The following is a 23,208-nucleotide window of genomic DNA, read 5'->3' on the forward strand; positions in this document are numbered from 1 at the left end:
GAGCGCCATGCGCACGCGATCTCGTTTCGGGCTCCTCGCCCTCGTGGTGGCCGCCGCGTCGACGACGCCAGTGGCTGCGCGGGCTGACGTGGTTCCTGCGGCCGTGAAAAAGCCGGAGAAACCTGCGCCGCCCACGCCGGCCACACCTGCGGCCGCGCCGAAGCCGCCCACGCCGCCGACGCCCCCGACACCTCCCACGGCGCCCGTCGTTGCCGCGTCAGCCGCGGCTCCTGCCGAGAAGAAGCCGGTCAACAAGGCTGCGCCCGCAGGGGCGAGCGCCACCGCACGCGCATCCACGGTGCCGGCCGACAAGGCGCAGCCGCCCGCAGAGCTGCACTTCGACGTGAAGCGCGCGACGCTCGAGAACGGACTGCGCGTCGTGATGCTCGTCGACCACACCTCGCCGACCGTCGCCGTCGACGTCGTCTACGACGTGGGCGGACGCAACGAGGAGCGTGGACGTTCGGGCTTCGCCCACCTCTTCGAGCACATGATGTTCCAGGGCTCGAAGAACGTCGCGCGCGGTGATCACTTCAAGCTCGTCACCAGCCACGGCGGTACGCTCAACGGCACGACGAGCGAGGACCGCACGAACTACTTCGAGATGCTGCCTTCGAGCGAGCTGCCTCTCGGCCTATGGCTCGAAGCCGACCGCATGAAGTCGCTCGACGTGTCGCAGAGCAACTTCGAGAACCAGCGCAGCGTCGTCAAAGAAGAGTACCGCATGCGCGTCGAGAACGCGGCGTACGTGCCGGCAGCGATTCGCCTGCAGGAGCTCGTCTACCAGGGCTATTGGCCGTACGAGCACAGCGCGATTGGAACGATGCGCGACCTCGACGCGGCACAGCTCGATTGGGTGCGCGCCTTCCACGCCGCATACTACGCGCCGAACAACGCCGTGCTCTCGATCGCCGGGGACTTCGACGAGAACGAGGCGATGGCGCTCGTTCGCAAGTACTTCGGAAGCGCCAAGCCGCAGCCGAACGTCCCGAAGTTCGAGCCGCCTCCCCTGCCCCAGCAGACGCAGGAGCGCAGCGTTATCGTCGAGGACACGCACGCCAAGCTACCTGCGTTCTTCGCCGGCTGGGTGATCCCGGCCAGCCACGAGCCCGATCACTACGCGCTCGCGATGGCCGCCATGCTCCTCGGCGACGGCGAGAGCTCGCGCCTGCATCGCGCGCTCGTGCGCGAGCGAGGTCTGGCCGTCGAAGCCGACGCTTCGGTGGACGGTTACCGCGGCCCCGACACCTTCGAGGTCGTCGTGAAGCTCGCGAGCGGCGCGAAAATGGATCAGGTCAAGAAGCTCGTCGACTCGCAGATCAGAGACGTCGCGCGCCTTGGCCCGAGCGACGCCGACATGAAGAAGCTGCAGAACCGCATGCGCGCCAGGTTCCTGCTCGGCCTGCAGTCGAACTTCGCGCGCGCGCAGAAGCTCGCGGAGATGGAGGTCTACCGCGGCGATGCGCGCTTGCTGAACGAGGAGCTCGGCCGTTATCTCGCGGTCACGAAGGACGACATCAAGCGCGTTGTCGCCAAGTATCTGACGAGCGAGCGCCGGAGCTCGGTCGAAGTGAAGCCCGGCCAGGCCGCACAGGGAGAGAAGAAATGAGCCGCTCGACGTTCCTTCGAACGCACGTCGTCGTCGCGTCGCTCCTCGTCGCCGCCTGTGGTGGCGGCGGGCAGGCTTCGTACGGCCCCGAGAAAGTCGCCATCCCGACGAGCGACGGCGTCGCCACGCCAAAGCCGCAGGCCGGCGCGCGCGAGCTCCCTCCTCCTTCCGGCACCCCGAAGGAAGCGCCCTTTCCCGCCGTTTCTCGCGCGAAGCTCGCCAACGGCCTCGGCGTGGCCGTCGTGACGGCGAAGTCACTGCCCATCGTCCAGATCCGCGTCCTGGTTCGCGCAGGATCGGGCTATGGCTCCTCGCCCGCCGTGGCCGCGCTCACGGGCGACATGCTCAAGGACGGCGGTACCCGCTCGATGACCAGCGCGGAGCTGCTCTCGCGCGTCGAGACGCTGGGCAGCGATCTCTCCGTCCACACCGACTTCGACGCCACCGTGCTCTCGATGGCCGTCACCAAAGACCAGATCGGCGAGGCGCTCCGCTTGCTGTCACAGGTCGTTCGCGAGCCGCGCTTCGACGGCGAAGAGCTGAAGAAGCTGAAGTCGCGCTCCGCCGACGAAGCCGAGGACGCGGCCCGCTCGAGCGGATCCTTCACGGCCACGCGCCTCGTGTTCCGCGAGCTCTTTCCAGCCGGCCACCCGTACGCCACCTACGGCAACACTCCGGCCGAGATCGCCAAGGTCGACGGCGCGCAGATTCGCGACTTCCACAAGCGCTTCTATGTGCCCAAGGCGACTACGCTCGTCCTCGCCGGCGACATCGACGAGCCGACCGCGAAGAGTCTCGCCGAGACGCACTTCGGCAGTTGGAATGCGACCGGCGACACGCCGAAGCTCGAGTTCGGCGGGGCGAAGAGGCCCGAAAAGCAGCGAGTTTTCGTGGCACATCGTCCGAAGAGCGTGCAGTCCGACGTGTTCGTCGCGACGCTCGCGCCGCCCCGTCAGGACCCCAACTGGCCCTCGATTCGCGTAGCCAATCAGATCCTCGGCGGTGGCGTGGCAAGCCGGCTTTTTGCCGACGTGCGCGAGCAGCGGTCGCTCGCGTACCGCACCAGCGCGCAAATCCTCGAGCTCGCGCACGGCCCACAGCCGCTCGTTCTGTACGCGGGAACCGAGTCGTCGAAGACCGCCAAGGCCATCGACGGGCTGCTCGAGAACGCCGCTCGCATGGTGAGTGCACCGCCCGACGACGGCGAAACGGCGACGGCGCGCCGCTACCTCAGCGACATCTTCGCGATTCGCATGGAGACGATCGGATCGATCGCCGACATGCTCGTCACCCAGGATACGTTCGGTCTACCGGACGGTTACTGGGACGCGTATCGCAAGCAGGTGCGCGCGACGACGGCGGCGGAAGCCGACGCGGCGTCGAAAGCGCTCTATGATCCAGCGCGTCAATCGGCGTTCATCGTGGTCGCGGGCGACGCGGACACGATCGCGCCCGAGCTCACACGTTTTGGTGAAGTCACCGTGATCGATCCCGAGAAGGAGTTCAGAACCGTGCGTACCCTCCCGCAGGCGGCGTCCAAATGAGCGCAATCAAGAAGAGACCCGGTGGTCCGAAGCCGGCGGGTCGAGGCGCCCCGTCGCGTGGCTCGCGCCCGTCCGGCGACGAGCGTCCGGCACGAAGCGGCGGCCCCGCACGTGGACCGCGTCCGTCATCCGGCGAACGCGGCGGGGCACGCGGACCGCGTCCGTCATCCGGCGAACGCGGCGGACCGGCACGCGGACCGCGTCCGGCGTCCGGCGAGCGCGGCGAACGCGGCGGACCGGCGCGCGGAACGCGACCGTCATCCGGCGAGCGCGGCGAACGCGGCGGACCGCGTCCGGCGTCCGGCGAACGCGGCGAACGCGGCGCCCCCTCGCGCGGAACGCGACCGTCATCCGGCGAGCGAAGCGGCGGCCCCTCACGCGGACCGCGTCCGTCATCCGGCGAACGCGGCGAACGCGGCGAACGCGGCGGAACGGCACGCGGACCGCGTCCTACATCGGGTGAGCGGTCCGGCGGACCGGCGCGCGAAGGGCGCGGTGCACGATCGGCACGCCCGACCTCCTGGCGCGACGAAGTCCCCGCTCGCGAGACGAAGACCGAGCGGCCGCGACGTGGCCGGCCCTTCCCCAAGAAGCGCCGCTCCCCCGGGCCGAAGGGTCGCGTTCCGAAGCGCACGGGCGACATTCGCAGCCTGCCCGACCACGGGGTTGGATTGATCGAGAAGGACGTGCTCGTCACGGAGCACGGCGACATGGCCACCGAGGCGGGCGAGAAGGCGGAACGCCAAGGCCCCCGCGTCATGTCGGGTCGGGCGATCCGCCACCTCCGCGCCCTCGGACATCACCTCACCCCAATCGTCCAGATCGGCAAGGAAGGCCTGACCGACGCGGTGATCGCGGCGACGCGCGAGTCTCTGCGAGCCCACGAGCTCGTGAAGATCCGCATCGGCACGGAAGCGCCGGTCGATCGCAACGAGGCAGGCGCCGAGCTCGCGGCCGAAGTCGGAGGCACGCTCGTGCAGGTCCTCGGTCGTACCGTGCTCGTCTACAAGCGTCACCCGCACAAGCCCAAGATCGAGCTCCCGCGGTAGGGCTACCCGCGCGCGGGGACGAGGAGCACGCACCCTCGCCTCCGCCGCGCGTTCTTGCGTCGGGGCCCGGCGCGGATCGAATCGATGCATCATGCAGCGAGTGATCGATCCGCGCCGACGTGGACGTCGGGCTCCGCCTGCGTACGCTCAGAGGTCGGGGGACCGATGACGAACGACAGGAAGAAGGTCGCGACGCCGACTCCGATCGACGAGGCCTCGGCGGATAGTCCGCTGCGGACACTGCCTCCACCGCGTCCTCCTTCGATTCCCGTCGACATCGATCTCGAGGCGTTCGCGGAGGTCCAGGCCGAGCGCGATGCCGATGACGAGGAAACGGCGACGCGCCAGATGTCTCCCGAGCAGCGAACACGCATCCAGCAGCTCGCTTCGTTGATCACCAGAAGCGATGGCGACGAGGAAGAAACGGCAACGCGTCCGCATTCTCCGGAGCAGAAGGCCCGCATCAACGCGATGGCCGCGTCGAAGCCGCCTCCGCAGCCCGTCGACGTCACGCCGAGCGAGCGCATGCGTCGTCATCGGGGCTGACCGCCGAGCGTGCCGACCGGCCCCGATCAGGCAGGCCCGGTGACGATTTTGGGGTGGTTGCGGGTGATCAACCTGTGGACAACCCCTGAACGAACTGGGGCTGGCCTCTTGAATACCTGTCCGTGACTGCTGAACAGAAATCAGTGTTCACGGGTGTTTAGCCTTGGGGACACCAGGAAGGACAAAGACCCACCATGTCCCACCACATGGAGTAGGTGCATTTGTCTGGACACCACAAGATGTTGAGGTTAGATCGATTCCTCGCTCGCCAGTTCACGTTGCTGGCAGGGCTTGCCGGCCTCTTGTGTCTCGAGAGACGCTCCCGAGACGCGAGTTGGGGCCCACTTTTCGTTCCCGTTCGTGCTCAACGCTTCGACCAAGTGCTAAACACTTGGTCAGTGAACACGAAGGGATGGTTCCTCCGGAGGAAGTCTGAACGGAAGGCCAGAGAGTGATTGGCAGTCGCCGGACACTTGAAGCTCACTTGCTCACGGAGCGTGAACTGAGGGTGACCGGGCGGCGGACTCGGGTGATGGGGCTGGGGAAAACGTGTTGAGGGCCTCGGGCGAACAGCTGGGGATTCGAGATCCCGTGCCGATCGATCCGTCGCCCTCGAGAACCGCTCAAGTGCTGGTTTTAGTTGTGTGATCGGCTCAGGTCACGAGGGGGTTGGTTTGCCCTCCGAAGCGGAACGCGCCGTCGGGCACGTCATCTGTGGAAGACGTCAGACCAACGCCCCCGAGACTCGAGCTCACGCGTAGCGCCGTCACCCGATCCATCAACGATCTCCCGATCACCTGATCGCGGTGATCACCGAGTGATGGCGCAAGCGCGTGTGTGAATGGTTGGACGACGTTCTGACGTTCGCGGGAAGCAGAGATGTTCCCGCGAGTTAACTGCTGTAGCGGAGGCGATTGATGGCTACATCTTTCGGCATGGGTCCTCGCGACGGAGGGTCGAATTTGGGACGTCCCTCTTCAGGTGCAGGCGCTGACAAGAGTGGGCGCGGGAAAGCTTCCGTGCGCGCGCAGAACGCGACCGCGGCCAGTACGAAGGGCCAAGCTCGTCCGGCAACACAGTCGAGCTCGAAGGCGATCAAGACCAAGGGCACCAACGGCGCGGCCAAGAAGGATCAGGCCCGCACCGCGCCGCGCGCTTCACGCGGCGTGAGCATCGCGCGCATCAACACGCGCGCCGGTGTCGATCCGCTCGAGAACGGCGCGCCGGGCCCTAACGGCGGCGAGCTCGTCTACGAGCGGCGCGCCAGCATCATCACGAACCCCGACGGATCGATCGTCTTCAAGATGGAAGGCGCTGAGATCCCCTCGGGCTGGAGCCAGCTCGCGACGGACATCGTCATCTCGAAGTACTTCCGTAAGGCCGGTCTCCACGGCGACGCGAAGCAGGGCGAGAAGAGCGTTCGCCAGGTCGTTCACCGCATCGCGCACACGATCCGCAACGCCGGCGAGCAGTTCGGCAACTACTTCGCTTCGAAGGCCGACGCGGATGCGTTCGAGGGCGAGCTCTCGTACCTGATGGTCCACCAGATCGGCGCGTTCAACTCGCCGGTTTGGTTCAACTGCGGTCTCTGGGCCGAGTACGGGATCACGGGCTCGGGCGGCAACTGGGCGTGGGACATGGTTGACGCGAAGTCGTCGCCGGCCGGCTCGGTCATGATCGAGACCAACAACGCCTACGAGCGCCCGCAGTGCTCGGCGTGCTTCATCCAGGCCGTCGACGACGATCTCATGGAGATCTACGAGCTCGTGAAGAGCGAGGCTCGCCTCTTCAAGTACGGCTCGGGCACCGGCTCGAACTTCAGCTCCATCCGCGGCAAGCAGGAGAAACTCTCCGGCGGCGGCACGTCGAGCGGCCTCATGAGCTTCCTCGAAGTGCTCGATCGCGCGGCCGGCGCGACCAAGTCGGGCGGCACCACGCGGCGCGCCGCGAAGATGGTGTGCCTCGACATGGACCACCCGGAGATCACGGACTTCATCAACTGGAAGGTCCGTGAGGAGAAGAAGGCCCTCGCGCTCATCGCGGCCGGCTTCTCGAGCGACTTCAACGGCGAGGCGTACCACACCGTCAGCGGCCAGAACTCGAACAACTCGGTCCGCGTGACCGACGAGTTCATGAAGGCCGTTCTCGCCGGCGGCAAGTGGCAGACGATCATGCGCACGACCGGAGAGGTCTGCGACACGTACGACGCGAAGGATCTCTGGAAACAGGTCGCCGACGCGGCGTGGCACTGCGCCGACCCGGGCGTGCAGTACGACTCGACGATCAACCGCTGGCACACGTGCCCGAACAGCGGAAAGATCAACGCGTCGAACCCGTGCTCCGAGTACATGTTCCTCGACGACACGGCGTGCAACCTCGCGTCGATCAACCTCACGAAGTTCCTCCGTGAGAGCCCGGACGGCGTCCAGTCGTTCGACGTCGACGGCTTCCGCCACGCCTGCCGCATCTTCTTCATCGCCCAGGAGATCCTCGTCGATCTCTCGAGCTACCCCACGAAGGACATCGCGAAGAACAGCCACGACTACCGCCCGCTCGGCCTCGGCTACGCGAACCTCGGTTCGATGCTGATGCAGATGGGCGTGCCGTACGACTCGGACGAAGGCCGCGCGATCGCCTCCGCCCTCACCTCGATCATGTGCGGTCACGCGTACAAGACGAGCGCCGAGATGGCCGGCAGCAAGGGCGCGTTCAACGGCTTCGCCAAGAACCGCGAGCCCATGCTCCGCGTCATGAACCTCCACCGCGACGCGGCCTACCAGATCAACCGCGACAAGTGCCCGAGCGCGCTCTATCGCGCGGCCTGCGAGGACTGGGACAACGCCGTCACGCTCGGCGAGCAGCACGGCTACCGCAACGCGCAGTCCACCGTTCTCGCGCCCACAGGCACGATCGGTCTCCTCATGGATTGCGACACCACCGGCGTCGAGCCGGACTTCGCGCTCGTGAAGTACAAGAAGCTCGCCGGTGGCGGCTACTTCAAGATCGTCAACCAGTCGGTGCCTGCCGCGCTGAAGAAGCTCGGTTACAGCGCGCCGGAGATCCAGGAGATCGTCGCGTACGTCACGGGCACGAACACGTTGCTCGCGGCGCCGAACGTCAACCGCCGCTCCCTCAAGGAGCGCGGCCTGACCGACGCGGATCTCACGAAGGCCGAGACGGCCATCCCGAGCGTCTTCGAGCTCGATCAGGCGTTCGCCGCCTGGGTCCTCGGCGAAGAGACGTACCAGCGCCTCGGCGTCACCAAGGAGCAGCGCAGCCAGCGTGGCTTCAGCATTCTCCAGCACCTCGGCTTCTCGCGCGCCGAGATCGAGGAGGCGCAGGACACCATCATCGGTCGCATGACGATCGAAGGTGCGCCGTACCTCAAGCCGTCGCACTACCCGGTGTTCGACTGCGCGAACCGGTGCGGAAAGATCGGCCAGCGCTTCCTCGCGCCGATGAGCCACGTGAAGATGATGGCGGCGGTGCAGCCCTTCCTCTCGGGCGCCATCTCGAAGACCGTCAACCTCCCCAACGAGGCAACGGTCGAAGAGGTCGCCGAGATCTACGAGGAAGGCTGGCGTCTCGGCCTCAAGGCCGTCGCGCTCTACCGCGACGGATGCAAGGCGTCGCAGCCGCTCTCGACGTCCAGCAAGGACAAAGAGAAAGACGAGAAGAAGGCCGACGAGGCCAAGCACAACGAGACCGTCATGACTGGTCTCGCCCCCATCCCGAAGACCAGCGCGCCGCAGGATGCGACCCAGCTCACGCTCGGTCTCACGCCGGACTACGCGACAAGTGGCTCGCGTCCGAAGGGCCTGCGCGTCCGCCTGCCGAAGAAGCGTGTCGGCTTCACCCAGGAAGCGCGCGTCGGCGGCCACAAGATCTTCCTCCGCACGGGCCAGTACGAAGACGGCACGCTCGGCGAGATCTTCATCGACATGCACAAGGAGGGCGCCGCCTTCCGTTCGCTCATGAACTGCTTCGCCATGAGCGTGTCGATCGGTCTGCAGTACGGCGTGCCGCTTCAGACGTACGTTGACCAGTTCACGTTTACTCGCTTCGAGCCGCAGGGCATCGTCGAGGGCCACCCGTACGTGAAGATGGCCACGTCGATCGTCGACTACCTCTTCCGCACGCTCGGCGTCGAATACCTCGGTCGTTACGACCTGGCGCACGTCAAGCCGGAGAGCGAAGAGGCGATCCCGCACGTCGGTTTCCTCGGTGGCAAGGAAGACCGCAACAGCGACTCCGAGCTGCCGGCCTCCCTCGCCTACACGAAGGAAGCGATCTCGCGCAGCGCCACGGAAGCCGAGGCGCTCGAGAGGAACGCGGAGCCCCCCCCGGCTCGCACCGAAGCTCGCCGCGTGGAAGATGCCGCGCACGAGCACGCGGCTGCAGCCTCCCCGCTCGACGCACAGCTCGACGCGATGATGGGCGACGCCCCGGTGTGTGACGTGTGCGGTCACATCACGGTCCGCAACGGCGCTTGCTACAAGTGCCTGAACTGCGGCAACTCGATGGGCTGCTCCTGATCGAAGCGCTCACCGCGCTCAGCTAGACAGGCGAAAGCCCCTGCCGCACGCGCGAAAGCCCCTGCCCTCGTTCGAGGCTGCAGGGGCTTCGTGTTTTGTCGTGAAGGATGCGGGGCGGGCGCGTCACGGCCCGACGTGCGGGACGCCGTGCGACCCATGCCGGCGCCCGGTTCAGCCCTCGAGCGAAGCGGCCAGGATGTCGGGGCAGTCGTAGTTGCGCTGATCGACGACGCGACCCTCGCGCACGCGAACGAACATGTTGAAACGCACGGTCACCGTCTCTCCGGCGGCGTGATCACGATGAGGGACGGCGAGAACGCACAGCCACGTCACCTCGAGAGCGACGGCGTCGCCATCGACCATCTCGCGTTCGATGACGAACCGTTGGCTCGAGACGAGCTCGCTCAGGTGCACGTAGCGCTGAAGGATCGCCGCGCGATCGCGGACGGCGCCGGCGGGCAGGTGGCGACTCGGATACTCGTAGTGAACGACCGTGGGGTCGAGCAACGCGGCGAGCGTTTCATGGTCGTTCGCTTCGACGGCAGCCAGGTACCGACGCACGAGGTCTTGCGGCCTCGCCACTACGCCCTCTTCCCTCATCCGGAAGGGATTTAGGTCCTAAAACGCGTCCGGCAAGCCCAGCCACGCATTCAATGGCCGCGTTTTTGACGATTTTTTCGGTCCCGCGCGACCGGTCAGCCGAACTGAACGCTCCGGCGCGTGAAGGCAGGCGCAAGGTTCCAGTAACCGGAGATCGGGAAGGACGGCTTGCCCTCGCGCTTCTCGGCGGCCGCGGCAGCCACGATCACAGGCGCGTAGTGCTCGGTTCGAGGATGCGCGAGACGGGCGCTGGGCGCGCGATGCAGGAAGTCGGCGAGCTCGTCGAGGTCACGCCGCTCGAGCGCCTCTTTGGTCCAGGCGTCGAACTCGCTCGCCCACGCCGGCGTCGAGGCCGTCCTCATGCCGTCGCGGAGGTTGTGCGTGAGAAAGCCGCTCCCGACCACGAGCACACCTTCGTCGGCGAGGGGCGCGAGCGCGCGTCCGAACGCGAGCAGGTCCTTCGGGTCGAGCCCAGGCATGGAGATCTGGAGCACTGGCACGTCCGCTTCGGGGTACATCGCCAAGAGGGGTACGAACGCACCGTGGTCGAGCCCGCGCTGCGGATCTTCCGCATGGCCGAGGCCCTTGGCATCGAGCAAGTCACGAACGCGCGCGGCAAGCTCCGGGGCTCCCGGCGCGGGATACTTCGTTTCGTAGTAGCGCTGGGGGAAGCCGTAGAAGTCGTAGACGAGCGGAACGGTGGTCGTCGCGCCGATCGTCGTCGGGCGATCTTCCCAGTGCGCCGACACCATCAGCACCGCACGCGGTCGCGGCATCGCACCCGCCCAGCCGTGGAGCTCCCCTTTCCACACCTCGTCGTCGAGGAGCGGAGGCGCTCCGTGCGCGAGAAAGATGACGGGCATGCGGCCAGAGGCGCCGTTCGGGGGGATGGGGCTCGGATTCGATGTGCTGGACATGTCTTCTCTACGGGCTGAGCGACCGCACGCCACGCTCACGAGCGGAAGGCTCACCGAGGCAGCGAGCAAACCGAGAGCGCGGCGGCGATTCATTCGCAGATGATAAGGCTCGGGCACGCCGGTCGAGAAGGTCGCGTCCCGGGACGGACCGTTTCCGAGGAGCAACAATCGGTCAGGCGCCGAGCATCGGGGGCTCGCTCGGCCGCAACGGCTCGTCGGCGAGCTCCGCGAGAAGCGCGAGCGCAGGCGGATAGGTCGCCGCGAGCGACATGAAGCGCGTCGAAGGCAAGCGGAGCACGACCGACTCGGTCTCCGCTTCCAGCGTGACGTCTGCCGTGGCGCCCCCGACGAGCGCCTCGTATCCGAACGTGCTCCCGCGCGCGATGCGCATCCGCTCCCCCGCCCCGTCGGTGGCCGTCACGTTGCCCGCGAGGAGCACGTAGAGGCCGTCACGCAGGCGCCCGCGCTGCGCCAACACCGTTCCCGGCTCGGCGCGCCGGACCTCGAACATCTGCGCGAACTCGAGACGCACGCGGGGCTCGAACACCGTGAAGAGCTTCGAGGTCTGCATCAAATTCGCCACGAGGCGCCGCGCGAGCAGGTGGAAGAGCACGTCGCGCACCTCGGGATGCTGCTCGGTGATCGCGTCGAGCGCGCGCTTTTCGATGCGCAACGTCATGAGCGGCGTCTCGGCCTTCACGTCGGCCTGACGTCGTCCAGAACCAAGCAGGCAAGACTCGCCAAAGACCTCGCCCTCCGTGAGACGGATCTCGCCGCCGCCGGGCACGAGAACACGCGCGCTTCCGCCCACGATGGCGTAGAGCGCGAACGCCGGCTCGTCACGAACGATGACCATGGCGCCCGGCACGAACTCGACGAGCTCGGCGGTCGCCGACAGCGCAAGAAGCGGCTCGCGATGCAGGCCGGCGAAGAGCTGGAACGCGGACATCGTCGCGAGGCGGTCGATCGACGGCTCGTAGGGAGTCGGAAGCGGACGATCGACAGTCTCCGCGCCCTCGTCTTCGATGATCTCGAGCTCCTCGATGTCTTCGAGCACGATGGAGATGCTCGAGGCATCGCCTGCGTCGTCGAAGCGAACTTCGTTCTCCGCGGCGTCTGCCGCGCGCGCGAGCGGAACCGCCTTGGCCGGCAGGGGCGGCGGCTTGATCGCCGGAATGAGCGGCGCCGCCGGTCCGGCGGGCTCGATGCGCGCGAGCAAGTCGATGCGTGCCGGGTTCATTCCGATGACGAGCTTGGCCATCGCAACCGCGCGCGGGACGAAGCCACCGCGCACGTAGCCGTCCATCGCGCGGACGAACGCGTCTTCGGCGTCCTTTGGACGGCCGAGTCGTCGGTACGCTTCGCCTAGGCGCTGGGCCCAGCGTGGCTCTTCGGGATCGAGACGCTCGAGCTCGACCAGCGCCGCGACGGCGTCCGCGGGGCGGTCTCGCTCCATCGCTCGGTTCCAATGGTCTCGAAGCTCTTCGACGCGGGCCATATCAACGGGGCGCACGCGATGGATCGGAACGACAACCACGGCGCCGCGTCAAGAAGACGCGTGCGACTTCGGGCACATCGCATGCAGACATCTGCCGCATGACGTCCGGCTCGTCCGTTTTCGCAGGGGTCGCGCTCACCACGGTCCTCCTCGGCGCCTGCTATCCGCAAGGCCCCGGCGCCGATCAGCTGCTTGCGGCGAGCGTCGCCCAGCGCTCCGACGTGACCGTGGCGACGTCGCGCACCATCGACAACGCCGGTTGGGTCGACAACGGCGGGCGCACGAGCGACGAGACGATTCGCACCCAATTGTCCGGGATGCGAGCCACCGAGCTCGGCAGCGAGCGCATCACCGGAACGCCGGGGACGGGCTATCCACCGCTCCCGCCGTATCACCTTCCGTACGCGTGGCCGGGCGCCGAGTACCAGTTCCCAGGTTTGCCGAAGGAGGGTCCCAAGCTCGTTCCTACGCTCGGCGCAGCGCCCGCCGAAGTCGCTCCGCGCATCGCCGAGGCGCAGTGCGATCGCGAAGCGACGTGCGACCACATCGGAAGCGGAGGCCGCTGGGAGAGCCGCGACGCGTGCCTGGCTCAGCAGCGAGGCATTGCGCGCGACCACTTCGAGAACGCCGCATGCAACGCTGGCGTCAACACCACGGTCCTCGCGTCGTGCCTGGCGGCACTCCGCGCAGGGGGCTGCGGTGACGTCACCAGCAACATCGACGCGACGCCGGCCTGTCGGACGACGGCGCTCTGCGCTCAATGACCCAACACCTACGAGGCGCATCATGGAGCACGAACTTCGTCACAAGCACCTCGCGGAATTCGTGTTCGTCGGCTTGGCCGTTGCGCTCGTGCTCGTCACGTGCGCGCACAAAGACACGGTCCCCGTTGGGACGACCACGACGACCGGCGCCGAGCTCCCGGCCGGCGCCGGCGAGGAGGCGCCGCCCGGCCACGGCGCCGATCCGCGCGCCATCGAAGTTCCCGCGCTCGGTGAGGGCGCAGCAGAGGCGGAGAACCTCGCCCAGGCGCTCTGCGAGCGAAAGCTCGCGTGCGACGAGATCGGTCCGAACCGACCGCACGCCAGCATGCAAGCATGCATGAACGAGGCGCGTCGCACGGCAACCGTCGATGTGCAATCCATGGGCTGCCCGCAGGGCCTCGCCGAGCCATTGCTCGGGAACTGCCTCTCCGCGGTTCGTGCTCAACCGTGCAGCGCGGATCTCGACATCGTCGCCAACGTCGACGCATGCAGCCAGGCATCCCTCTGCGCACCGTGAGCGCGACGTCTCGCCCCGCGGGACGTCGTGACTCGCGCGCTCGTTGGCGCGTTCGCTGCAGAGCCCGCGTTCGGAGGTCGACCATGGGAACTGCGCGTGCTCGTTCGAGCGACGAGAGCGGGACCGCACGCAGCCAACGCTGGCCCGTCTTGGCCGTCGTTTCGCTCCTCGTCGCCTGTTCGCACAACGAGCGTTCGAGCGGCATCACAACGCTGTCCAGCGGCACGCCCAACGGCGTTCGCGTCACCGAGACAGGCCCCGCCCTCGCCGAGCCCGCAGCGCGGCTCGCCCAAGAGCTCTGCAGTCGCGAGGCCGAGTGCGACCGCATCGGCAAGGACGGAAGCCTCTACGCGAGCGAAGACGCCTGTCGCGCCAATCTCGATGGTCCCGTCCGGACCGAGATGGCGAGCTGGAGGTGCACTCCGGCCTCGAAGGATCTGCGTTTCGAAGACTGCCTCGCGTCGATCCGCAGCGCTCACTGCGAGACGAGCATCGACCACCTGAGCCGTCTCACGGCTTGCCAGAGCCTGACGTTGTGCCCGCCCTGATCGCGACGAGCAGGCGCTCACCCACGACGACGCGCGGTCTCGGGACACCTTGTCGGTCGGCCCAATCCGGTGAGCCCGAATCGTCCGTCACGTCGAAGCCCTCCGTGGTCACGAGATCGCGCGCTTCGTGCGGGCGCATGAGTCCCAGGAGTGGCTCTCCGATGGCGGCGAACGCGGGGCGCACGAACGGCTTCAGCCGTCGACCCGCGGCAAGCAGCTCGGGTGTTCCGTACGTCATGGCGAGCGTCGAGCCAGGGGTGGAGCGCGCCGCGACGATTCTCAGGGTGGAGAGAAAGGCGTCCCTCGTCAGGTACGGCGTCACCCCTTCCCAGATCCAGGTCGTCTCCGCATGCACGTCGTGGCCACTCTGCTCGAGGCGGGCGTCGAGCGAATCGCGCTCGAAATCGACGCCGACGAAGCGTGCTGTCGTCCCCTCGGCGCGCGTCAGACGCGAGACGAGACGCTTGGACGCTTGCGTCGCGGGGTGATCGACTTCGTAGACGACGACGTCGCGAAGCGCCTGGAGGCGCGACGCACGACGATCGAGCCCAGCACCGAGGATGACGAGCTGGCGCGATCGCGGCAGGGCCGCGAGAACGACCTCGTCGATGGCGCGCATGCGGAGCGTGACGTGATCGACGAGGCCCAGTGAAAGGACGCGGAGCGCACGCGTCGAGGGGCGGTCCGGAAGAGCTCCGACGCCGCGGGCGAGAGAGACCGCGACCGCGGTCAGGCTCGGAAACCAGGGCTGCATCGTCAGGTGCCCGGAAGACGCGCGACGAACGCGCGAACGGCGTCACGGAACGCGGACGGGGCCTCGAGGTTCGAGAGATGCCCGGCGCCCTCGATCACCTGCAACGTCGCCTTGGGGATGGCCTGCACCATCGCCTCGGAGGCTGCCACGGGCGTGACCGAATCCTCGGACCCCACGAGCACGAGCGTGGGCACGACGATCGATCCGAGCCCCGGTCGAGCGTCAGGACGGTCGCGAAGCGCAGCGAGCGCTTGAGCCACCGCTGCCTCCGTCTGCTGCAGCGCGATGGCACGAACCTGACCGACGATTTCAGGGCGCGTGTCGATGGTCCGTTTCGCGACCAGATTCGGCACGAGCTCGTCGACGAACGGCGCGAACTCGCCGGCTTCGACACGAGCGATGTTCCGATCGCGATTGGCGCGGGCCACGTCCGAGTCGGGTTCGGCCCGTGTATCGGCGAGCACGAGCCCCGCGAGCCGGTCGGCGTGACGACGAGCGAAGGCGAGTGCCACGTAGCCGCCCATCGAGATCCCTCCGACCACCACGGGCTCGCGGAGATCGAGTTGGTCGAGCAACGCGGCGACGTCGTCGGCCATCGCGTCGATGGACGGCGGCGTGACAGCGTCGAACGGCGACGACCCGCCGAATCCGCGCATGCTCGGCGCGACGATCCGCAGCGAATCCGCGAGCACGTCGGCGTCAGTGCGATAGGCCTCGGCCGACAGCGGGAATGGATGGACGAGCACGAGGGGCCTCCCCTTGCCCTCGTCGATGTAGGCGACCTCGGAGCGAGCCGTACGGATCTTCATCTCGCTGGCAATCTACCGCGAGTCGGCGGTCCAAGTCCGCATGCGCGCCCGCGCTCACGGGGCAAGTTGCTACGGTCACCGCGACGCACGCCGTTCTTGGGCTGCTCGTCCACCGCACGTATGCGGGCGGAACACGCATTGCATGGCTCAAAGCCAGGGAAACGAGGGCAGACGAAGGAAGGACGACAAGGGACCATCGATGACACCTCGACCTTGGCCGCCTGGAGAACCCGAGGAAGAAGACCTCACGATCCGCGACCGAACGTACGAGAGCTTCGGAGAGCAGGGTCTCGGAATGCCGACCTATCTGCCCGAATCGTACGATCCGGACGACGACGTCAACGCGGCCACCGACGTGCTCGAGGAAGAAGAGCCGCTCGCAGAGGCCGAGCTCTATTCCGAAGAGGAAGTCCCTCGCGGCTCCGAGCGCGTCGACCTCGGAGAACCCATCGCCGTCGAGGCGCCGAGCGCACCGCGCGGGCGACGGCGACGCGATCAACGTATCCGTGACGAGCTCGCGACGATGCTCTCCACCACCGAGAGCCTCGAAACCGCGAACGTCGAAGTGATCGTCCACGTGGGTGAAATCACCCTGCGCGGAACGGTCCCCGACGAGAACCAGCGTGGTCGCATCGAGGCGATGGCCGAACGCATTCGTGGCGTCGTCGCCGTCTCGAACGACCTGCGGGTCGGTGAGGTCGAGATCGCGGAGATCCCCGAACGAGACACGACTCCCGGGGATGGCCGTCGTCGCTGACGCCGCACGGTCGTGCACGCGCGTCGTGCTCGGGCTCTCGCTCGTCGCATGCACGAAGGACAGCGCTGTTCCATTCGACGGACCGGCGCCGACGCCCACCTCGTCGACGGCGCGTGGACGTGCCATCGCATGTGGTCCTCACGGCCTCCCGCCCGATCGGCATTTCGTCGCCGACGGGCTCTGCGCGCGCGTCGTGGCCTTCGACCAAGGGCAGCTACGCGGCCTGACGTTCGCGCCGAACGGAGACCTGTTCGCCGTCACGCTCGACGGTGACGTGCGCCGCTATCGCGACGTCGATCACGACGGACTCTTCGATCCGAAGCCCCCTGAGACCGTCGTCTGGGCGCGGACGAACGCTGGCGGACACGCGTGCGTCTTCGAGCGCAACGTTCTCTATTGCGGCACGAGGAGCACCGTGAAGCGCTGGCACTGGACCGCCGACGTCGACGAGGGCGGTGCCGGCGAGGACGTGGTGATCGGCCTCCCCGACGCCGGCGCCGACGAGGGACACGCCCTGGCGGTCGCCAAGGGCATGCTCTACGTCGCGACCAGCGCCGCTCCTCGCCCACTGCCCTCGTCCTACGATCTCGAGCGCGCCGTTGTGCGACGATTTCCTCTCGCGTCCCCCACGAAAGGCAGAGCGCTCACGTGGAAACAGGGAGAGGTGGTCATCCGGGGGATCCACAACCTGAGCGCGATAGCGAGCGACGCGGCGGGGCGCCTGGTCGGCATCGACGACGGCGCTGCCGATCTTCTCCGGCATGGACGCGCGGTAAGCGACGAGGATCCCGGCGCGCCGCTCGTCCTTGTCGAGAAAGACAAGGCGTACGGCTATCCATTCTGCATGTTTGCCGGGCGCGCACGTGGTGCTGCGCAGGTCCCTCCGGCAACGCCCCTCCTGGCCGACGTCCCACCGCCGCAACCGGGGGCGCGCGTCACCGCCGGCAGCGCCCCGAGGGACGATGCGTGGTGCCAGAGCCACGTCGATTCCCCGTTGGCCCTCTTCGACGCGAATTCGTCGGCACGCTCGATTCTGTATCCGCCGGGGACCGGCAACTTCGCCCTGCCGTCCCGCTGGAGGAGCGGCGCCTTCGTCGCCTTGCGCGGCGCGCCCGGTCACACTCACGCGGCGGGGCACAACGTGGTGTGGCTCCCCTTCGACGAACGTGGTGCCACCATCCTCCCGACAATCACGCCCGATGGAACGACGTACGCGCACGAGGTCGTCTTCGGCGGAGGACGGTACGGAGCGGCGCGCGACGGTGCATGGTCGTGGCAAGTCGGTGATGCTGGCGACGATCCGGTTCGCCCCACGAGCCTCGCCCTCTCGCCGATCGACGGTGCGCTCTTCGTGGCGAGCGAAAGCGACCGCGCTCCTCGCGGGGGCGTCGTCTACCGCGTCGCGCTGCTCGGGAAATGAGCACGACGTGCGCCGGGTCGAAATGGCCCGACGCACGCCGCGATCGAGACCTCAGGTCTCGACGACGTGAACCGTGCTGGCTTGTGGCCCTTTGTCGCCGTCTTCTTCCGCGTAACGGACTTTGGCGCCGACCGACAGCTTGTCGAACTTCCCGTTCAAGACGCTGTTGCGATGGAAGTAGATCTCCCGGCCGCCGTCTTCGATGAAGCCGTAACCACGGTCGCTGAACAGCTTCGTCACGACCCCGTGAGGCGGCTTCTGATGCGTGAGCTTCGGTCCTAGCTTGAGCTTACGACAATGCTCCTCGAGCACGCGCTCGGCATCGGTAAACGCGTTGTCGACGGTCGCGTGGAGGTCCTCCTTGTCGTCGTCGAGGTTGTGCGTGACGGCAAGTTCCTTCCCCGGTACGAGCATGTCGATACTGACTTGGTAACGTCTCCCTTGCTTGTGGTGCCGATGGGGGGCAGCCACCACGACGTGACAGCTGACGATGCGATCGAAGAAAGTGTCGAGCTTCGCCGCTCGCCTCTGCACTTGCGTCTCAATCGAATTGGAATGAGGGATATCGCGGAACGTAATTTGGACAGTCGCAGCCATTCGCACGGCTCCTTTGCTGATGCCCAACGTTCTGCGACTTCAACATCCATGCCGCGCAGCTCGTGCTTTTCCACACGGCAGAAGCGCGTAACTCACGCACCACGAGCCCCTCGCGGCCTCGACGCTCGCGCGAATTTTGCGATCGGCACGCAACATTCGCGACACAGCGTGCCCCCACGACGCGAGAATTCGAGGCCACCCGGGCCATGGGCGCAGCCATGCTCCGAACCCCAACCATCCACGCGTCGAAACCGCCGCTACGCCGCCGCCGCGAGGCGCTATCGTGGATGCATGCACCGCGGTCGTGCCCTGCGAGCTTCGCCTGGCTGGGGCGGAAGGCGATGGTCTCTCGCCGCCATCGTGGTGCTCATGGCGCTGCTCATGACTGCGCCGGCATCGGCGTCGAGCGCACTCGAGCTCGTCCGCGTCGCGCGCGCACACGAAGTAGCCCACGAAGAGGACACCGCGCTCCGGCGTTACATGGAGGCGCTGTCGCTCGATCCCACGTGCGACGAGGCGTACCTGGGTCTCGGCGCGCTCCGGACGCGGCGGGGCGACCTCCGGGAAGCCGAGCGCGTCTACTCCCTCGCGCTCGAACATGTGCCTGAGCTCCAGCAAGCCCGGCGCGCGCGAGCGTTCGTGCGTCACGCCCTCGGGATGCGCGACCAGGCCGTCGCCGACCTTCTCGCGCCGACCGGCCAAGGCACGCCCGAGACGCTCCGCATCCTCGCCCAATGGCATGGCGAGGACGGGCAAACACCGGCTCAACTCGCGGTATGGCGGCGCATCGCCGTGCTCGCGGCCGAAACCAACGACAGTGCGCTCGCTCGCGAAGCGCAGCTCCACGTGCGGGCGCTCCTCGTCCTCGTGCGCGAGGCCGATCCGGCAGCTTGGCCGGCCGACGATCGTGGCGACCGCCGGCTCTTCGCTGCGCTGGCTCGCCGAGCAGGACGCTAGAGCACCTTCGAGGCCTAGTCGGCCACGAACGCGGCGTGCAATGCACGCTGCGCGGCCGCCAGCTTGTCTTCGGCGATGGTCGCACTGATGCGAAGCGGCCCCGCGGAGATCCCGATCGGCGTCGCCCCAGCCTGTTCGAGCGTCGCGATCACGCGACCGAGCACGCCGCTCGCACCCGTCAACCCGTAGCCGACCAGGCTCACGACGGCATGCTTGCCCAGCATGGCCGCTCCTCCGCCGACAGCGCGATCGAACTCGCGAGCGCAACGCTGCCAATCGGGAACGTTGAGCATCGGAACGTGGACGAACGTGTCCGCGCCGGCGCCGACAACGTCGCCGACGGCAATTTCGAGCTCCGCAGCCGTCTTCAAGAAGAGCGGCAGGCTGCTCGAAGCCACCTTGGCGAACATCACTCCGGACGCGCCGACGACCGCACGCACGTTCCGATTCTCGTCGGTGCCGAGCCGCGCGACCGTATCGTCTTCTTCCGGGCGCCCAACCGTCTCCCGGCCGCCACCGACCGGGTCGCTCGTCTTGCGCGCGTGGATGGCGATCTTGCTGCGACGCGCCCACTCCACGGCCTGCGCGTTCAGCACCTTCGCACCGGCCTCTGCCATTTCGGCGAGGACGGCGAGATCGAGCTCGGGCAAGTGCTTCGGGCCATCGACCACACGCGGGTCGGCCGAGTAGACGCCGTCGACGTCGCTGTAGATCTCGCAACGCTCGGCGGAGAGCGCCGCGGCGAGAGCGACCGCGGTCGTGTCGGAGCCGCCGCGCCCGAGCGTCGTGATCTCCCGCTTGTAACTCATCCCCTGATACCCGGCGACGATGACGATTCGTCCGCGTGCGAGCTCGTCCTGGATGCGGTGCGGACGCACTTCGATGATGCGTGCATCGAAGTGTCGATCGTTCGTGAGGATGCCGGACTGACTGCCCGTGAAGCTGATGGCATCGAAGCCGCGCGCGTGAATCGCGATGGACAGGAGCGCCATGGTCACGCGCTCGCCCGTCGACACGAGCATGTCGAGCTCGCGGCGCGGGGGCTCTTTGCCTGGTCCGGCAGCTTCGGCCGTGCGCCGGGCGAGCCCGATGAGCTCGTCGGTCGTCTTGCCCATGGCGCTGACGACGACGACGACGTCGTGCCCTTCACGCTTCGCCGCGACGACGCGCTCGGCGACCTGTCCGATCTTCTCGACGTCTGCGACCGATGAACCGCCGTACTTCTGGACGATGACTGCCATCTTGGGTGGCAGAGCTTATCACCAAGCGGTCACGCGGGTCGGAACGCCTGCACGCCAAACGTTCCGCGCGCGATGAGCCAACCGCTCGAGCCGTCCCAGCGGAGCGCAGTCACGCGGAGCGGCTCACCGTCGTCGTCGCCGGAAGGAGCGTCGATCTCGGCGATGATGCGCGACGTGCCGTCCGGACGGATCCGGACGAGCATCGTGCGCGTGCGCTCGTCCAGCGCCACGACGACACTGTCGCCCGGCACGAAGGCAGCCGCCGTCACGCGCCCGCTCTCGTCGAGGTGGCGCCACGCGGCATCGCGCGCGCTCTGCTTTTCCTCACCGGGCGCGACGAGCGTTCCGCTTTCCCAATGCGATTCGCGGCCGTCCTCTTCGCCGCCGTCGAACTCGGCGACACGCGCCCATGCGCGATCGTCCCAACGAAGCTCTTCCTCGGCGCCGAGCATGGCGCGGTCGAACAGGACGTCGTCGGCCACGTCGCCGTCTTCGTCCGCATCGAGGGCGGGGAGATCTTCCTCTTTCAGCTCCTCGTCGTCGGCGAGGGGCCCCTCTTCGCCTGAGTCTACGGCGGCCACGCTGTCATCGATGCCGAGCAAGTCGTCGTCGTGCATCCGCGTGTCGGGCTCGTCGTCTTCCCCCGAACGTGAGTCAGCGTCAGAGACAAGCTCGAAAACACCTACATCCAGCGACTCCGCATCGTCGGCATCCTGGAGCCATCCGGCCTCGGCGCCTTCCACCGCAAGCTCGATCGGCTCGTCCTCGGCCGTGGCGTCGTCGAAGGCATCGGCACCGTCGGGCGTTTCCTCGTCGAGCTCCTCCGCAGCGTCGTCGCCGGTCTCCTCGTCGCCTTCACCGTCGAGCGGCGGCAGGTCGAGATCGTCGTCTTTGGCTCGCGAGATGGCACCCATCGAGGGCCACCCTACCAGGGGTGCAGACGCCGTCCAGAGCGGGACGTGGCCGGGCTCCAAAGAGCGTCGCGCGAGCGTGGAGCATGATCCGTACGTCGCGCCCTGCGCGTCCATCCCGCCTCGACCGTGGCTCACGTGAGACACCTCGACCACGCCAACGCGCCCTCACACACGTTACGTCGATCGAGGTTTCTCGGAGTTTCCCGCGTCATCGAGATCCACGATGGCTCGCCGCAGAGGGGGCACGCACGATGCATCCGCTTCGTGCGATGTCTTCGCGTGAGCATCTTTGGTTGAGACTGGGGGCCATCGCGTTGCTCGCGGCGGCGTCCGTCTGGCCTCGATCCCACGCGCCTTCCTCGCACGGAAGGTCCGCGGGCGTCCGCGCCCGGACCACCGAGAGCGCGACGCACGCCCCGACGCGCGAGCCGGCTCCTATCTCCCCCGCCCGTCCCGCCGACCTCACGCTGTCCGCGCTCGAGGATGCGCTTATAACCAATTGAATTAACACATTTTTTACGATTCGTGCGCGGCCCCCATTGTCGCCCACGAAAAGTTCCCTCAGGCTCTGCGGCCTCTTGCGCCTCCTGGTCTTGTCTCGCAACGCAGGCCTCTACTCGACGAGCCGGCTCGTGCTCGCAGCCCGCGCGCGCGGCCATCAAGTCACCGTCGCTGATCCGCTCGACTTCCAGATCGTCGTGTCGCGAGGTCGTCCAGCGATGTTCCTCGGCGATCGGCTCCTGCCTCCCGTCGATCTCGTGGTGCCGCGCATCGGCGCTTCCATCACGAATTACGGCCTCGCCGTCGTCCGGCAATTCGACATGATGGGCGTGCCCGTCCTCAACACCGCCATCGCCATCGCGCGCTCGCGCGACAAGCTCCGCGCGATGCAGCTCCTGACCAAGAAGGACATCGACGTCCCGAAGACGGTCTGCGCGCGCACGCCCACGTCGGTCGACGCGGCGCTCACGTTCATCGGCGGCACCCCCGCCATCGTTAAGCTCCAGCAGGGCGCTCAGGGCATCGGCACGATGATCGCCGAGACGCCACAGGCCGTCACCTCGCTGCTCGAAACCCTCTGGGCGATGGGTCAAGACATCATCCTGCAGGAGTACATCGCCGAGTCGAAGGGCCGCGACTACCGCGCCATCGTCGTCGGCGGTCGTGTGGTCGCCGCCATGCGCCGACAGGCCAAGAAAGGCGAATTCCGCTCGAACCTCCACCGCGGCGGCCTCGGCGTTCGCGTCGAGCTTCCTCCCCAGTACCGTCAAGCGGCGGTTTCGGCGGTGAAGGTCATGGGGCTGGAGGTCGCGGGCGTCGACATGCTCGAAGGCCGCGACGGCCCGAAGATCCTCGAGATCAACAGCTCACCAGGCCTCGAGGGCATCGAGCGGACGAGCGGTCTCGACGTCGCTGGCGCGATCATCGCGCACGCCGAACGCTTCCTCGCCCGTCGCAAGAAGCGACGTTCCGGCAAGGACAACGTCATCGAAGCCGAGCAGCGCGCAACGCGTCTTCGCCACGACGCACAGAAGGACGCACAGAAACACGCCCAGAAGAACGCGCAAAAGACGGCGCGCTCGTCGCGTCCGGGCGAGGGCACCGTGCGTCGACTTCGCGCTGGCAGCTGAC

20 protein-coding genes are annotated in these 23,208 nt (G+C 67.5%); 12 read left to right on the forward strand and 8 right to left on the reverse strand.

Going from position 1 to position 23,208, the window contains the following annotated elements; genetic code table 11:
* The first annotated feature begins 7 nt into the window (after positions 1-7).
* The 5 genes from AKJ09_RS43105 to AKJ09_RS43125 all read left to right on the forward strand — a co-directional run bounded on the left by AKJ09_RS43105 (position 8) and on the right by AKJ09_RS43125 (position 9,283).
* Positions 8-1,609, forward strand: coding sequence for a M16 family metallopeptidase (locus AKJ09_RS43105; RefSeq protein WP_169928338.1), 1,602 nt, complete (start codon positions 8-10; stop codon positions 1,607-1,609).
* The gene (locus tag AKJ09_RS43110) at positions 1,606-3,153 is read left to right on the forward strand and encodes a M16 family metallopeptidase (protein ID WP_146653675.1); all 1,548 of its coding nucleotides are present in this window, start codon (positions 1,606-1,608) and stop codon (positions 3,151-3,153) included. Before AKJ09_RS43105 ends, AKJ09_RS43110 begins: the two co-directional genes overlap by 4 nt.
* Before the next feature lie 671 nt (positions 3,154-3,824).
* Positions 3,825-4,202: a ribosome assembly RNA-binding protein YhbY gene (yhbY, locus tag AKJ09_RS43115; RefSeq protein ID WP_240488818.1), complete on the forward strand. Its 378-nt coding sequence runs from the start codon at positions 3,825-3,827 to the stop codon at positions 4,200-4,202.
* A 165-nt stretch (positions 4,203-4,367) separates the two neighbouring features.
* Complete coding sequence (locus AKJ09_RS43120; RefSeq protein WP_146653676.1) at positions 4,368-4,748, forward strand: hypothetical protein; 381 nt, start codon at positions 4,368-4,370, stop codon at positions 4,746-4,748.
* Between the two features lie 1,166 nt (positions 4,749-5,914).
* A complete protein-coding gene (locus AKJ09_RS43125) occupies positions 5,915-9,283 on the forward strand; it encodes a vitamin B12-dependent ribonucleotide reductase (protein WP_420814294.1) in 3,369 nt (1,122 codons plus the stop codon).
* 171 nt (positions 9,284-9,454) lie between these two features.
* Here the strand turns inward: AKJ09_RS43125 and AKJ09_RS43130 are convergent, their stop codons facing one another.
* The 3 genes from AKJ09_RS43130 to AKJ09_RS43140 form a co-directional block, all read right to left on the reverse strand.
* Positions 9,455-9,865, reverse strand: coding sequence for a nuclear transport factor 2 family protein (locus tag AKJ09_RS43130; RefSeq protein ID WP_169928339.1), 411 nt, complete (start codon positions 9,863-9,865; stop codon positions 9,455-9,457).
* A 113-nt stretch (positions 9,866-9,978) separates the two neighbouring features.
* Entirely contained in the window at positions 9,979-10,800 is an 822-nt protein-coding gene (locus AKJ09_RS43135; RefSeq protein ID WP_240488820.1) for a dioxygenase family protein, read from the reverse strand.
* A gap of 172 nt (positions 10,801-10,972) precedes the next feature.
* Positions 10,973-12,256 carry a cyclic nucleotide-binding domain-containing protein gene (locus AKJ09_RS43140; protein ID WP_169928340.1) on the reverse strand — a complete coding sequence of 428 codons (1,284 nt, stop codon included), beginning with the start codon at positions 12,254-12,256 and terminating at the stop codon, positions 10,973-10,975.
* Positions 12,257-12,396: 140 nt separating this feature from the next.
* Between AKJ09_RS43140 and AKJ09_RS43145 the strand changes: the two genes are divergently transcribed.
* The 3 genes from AKJ09_RS43145 (at position 12,397) to AKJ09_RS43155 (ending at position 14,127) form a co-directional block, all read left to right on the forward strand.
* Positions 12,397-13,062, forward strand: a complete 666-nt coding sequence (locus AKJ09_RS43145) for a DUF6184 family natural product biosynthesis lipoprotein (RefSeq protein ID WP_146653680.1) — start codon at positions 12,397-12,399, stop codon at positions 13,060-13,062.
* A gap of 22 nt (positions 13,063-13,084) precedes the next feature.
* The gene (locus tag AKJ09_RS43150; protein ID WP_146653681.1) at positions 13,085-13,579 is read left to right on the forward strand and encodes a DUF6184 family natural product biosynthesis lipoprotein; all 495 of its coding nucleotides are present in this window, start codon (positions 13,085-13,087) and stop codon (positions 13,577-13,579) included.
* An 83-nt stretch (positions 13,580-13,662) separates the two neighbouring features.
* A complete protein-coding gene (locus tag AKJ09_RS43155; RefSeq protein WP_146653682.1) occupies positions 13,663-14,127 on the forward strand; it encodes a DUF6184 family natural product biosynthesis lipoprotein in 465 nt (154 codons plus the stop codon).
* Here the strand turns inward: AKJ09_RS43155 and AKJ09_RS43160 are convergent.
* Complete coding sequence (locus tag AKJ09_RS43160) at positions 14,090-14,881, reverse strand: class I SAM-dependent methyltransferase (RefSeq protein ID WP_146653683.1); 792 nt, start codon at positions 14,879-14,881, stop codon at positions 14,090-14,092. The two genes, AKJ09_RS43155 and AKJ09_RS43160, sit on opposite strands and share 38 nt — an antisense overlap.
* A 2-nt stretch (positions 14,882-14,883) precedes the next feature.
* The gene (locus AKJ09_RS43165; RefSeq protein WP_146653684.1) at positions 14,884-15,690 is read right to left on the reverse strand and encodes an alpha/beta fold hydrolase; all 807 of its coding nucleotides are present in this window, start codon (positions 15,688-15,690) and stop codon (positions 14,884-14,886) included.
* Positions 15,691-15,889: 199 nt separating this feature from the next.
* On the opposite strand from AKJ09_RS43165, the gene AKJ09_RS43170 reads away from it, so the two are divergent.
* Together AKJ09_RS43170 and AKJ09_RS43175 are read left to right on the forward strand one after the other, a co-directional pair.
* Positions 15,890-16,447 carry a BON domain-containing protein gene (locus tag AKJ09_RS43170; protein WP_169928341.1) on the forward strand — a complete coding sequence of 186 codons (558 nt, stop codon included), beginning with the start codon at positions 15,890-15,892 and terminating at the stop codon, positions 16,445-16,447.
* A complete protein-coding gene (locus tag AKJ09_RS43175; protein WP_146653686.1) occupies positions 16,431-17,867 on the forward strand; it encodes a PQQ-dependent sugar dehydrogenase family protein in 1,437 nt (478 codons plus the stop codon). The genes AKJ09_RS43170 and AKJ09_RS43175 overlap by 17 nt, the downstream gene beginning before the upstream one ends.
* A 51-nt stretch (positions 17,868-17,918) precedes the next feature.
* On the opposite strand, the gene AKJ09_RS43180 is transcribed toward AKJ09_RS43175, so the two are convergent.
* Complete coding sequence (locus AKJ09_RS43180; protein ID WP_146653687.1) at positions 17,919-18,464, reverse strand: HPF/RaiA family ribosome-associated protein; 546 nt, start codon at positions 18,462-18,464, stop codon at positions 17,919-17,921.
* A 291-nt stretch (positions 18,465-18,755) separates the two neighbouring features.
* Here AKJ09_RS43180 and AKJ09_RS43185 point away from each other — a divergent pair, with 291 nt between their 5' ends.
* Positions 18,756-19,421 carry a tetratricopeptide repeat protein gene (locus tag AKJ09_RS43185; RefSeq protein WP_146653688.1) on the forward strand — a complete coding sequence of 222 codons (666 nt, stop codon included), beginning with the start codon at positions 18,756-18,758 and terminating at the stop codon, positions 19,419-19,421.
* 14 nt (positions 19,422-19,435) lie between these two features.
* Here the strand turns inward: AKJ09_RS43185 and AKJ09_RS43190 are convergent, their stop codons facing one another.
* Complete coding sequence (locus AKJ09_RS43190) at positions 19,436-20,662, reverse strand: aspartate kinase (RefSeq protein WP_146653689.1); 1,227 nt, start codon at positions 20,660-20,662, stop codon at positions 19,436-19,438.
* Between the two features lie 29 nt (positions 20,663-20,691).
* A complete protein-coding gene (locus AKJ09_RS43195) occupies positions 20,692-21,576 on the reverse strand; it encodes a hypothetical protein (RefSeq protein ID WP_146653690.1) in 885 nt (294 codons plus the stop codon).
* Positions 21,577-22,169: 593 nt separating this feature from the next.
* Here AKJ09_RS43195 and AKJ09_RS43200 point away from each other — a divergent pair.
* Positions 22,170-23,207: an ATP-grasp domain-containing protein gene (locus AKJ09_RS43200; RefSeq protein WP_240488822.1), complete on the forward strand. Its 1,038-nt coding sequence runs from the start codon at positions 22,170-22,172 to the stop codon at positions 23,205-23,207.
* Position 23,208: the final 1 nt, after the last annotated feature.

Source organism: Labilithrix luteola (assembly GCF_001263205.1).
Lineage (GTDB): Bacteria > Myxococcota_A > Polyangia > Polyangiales > Polyangiaceae > Labilithrix > Labilithrix luteola.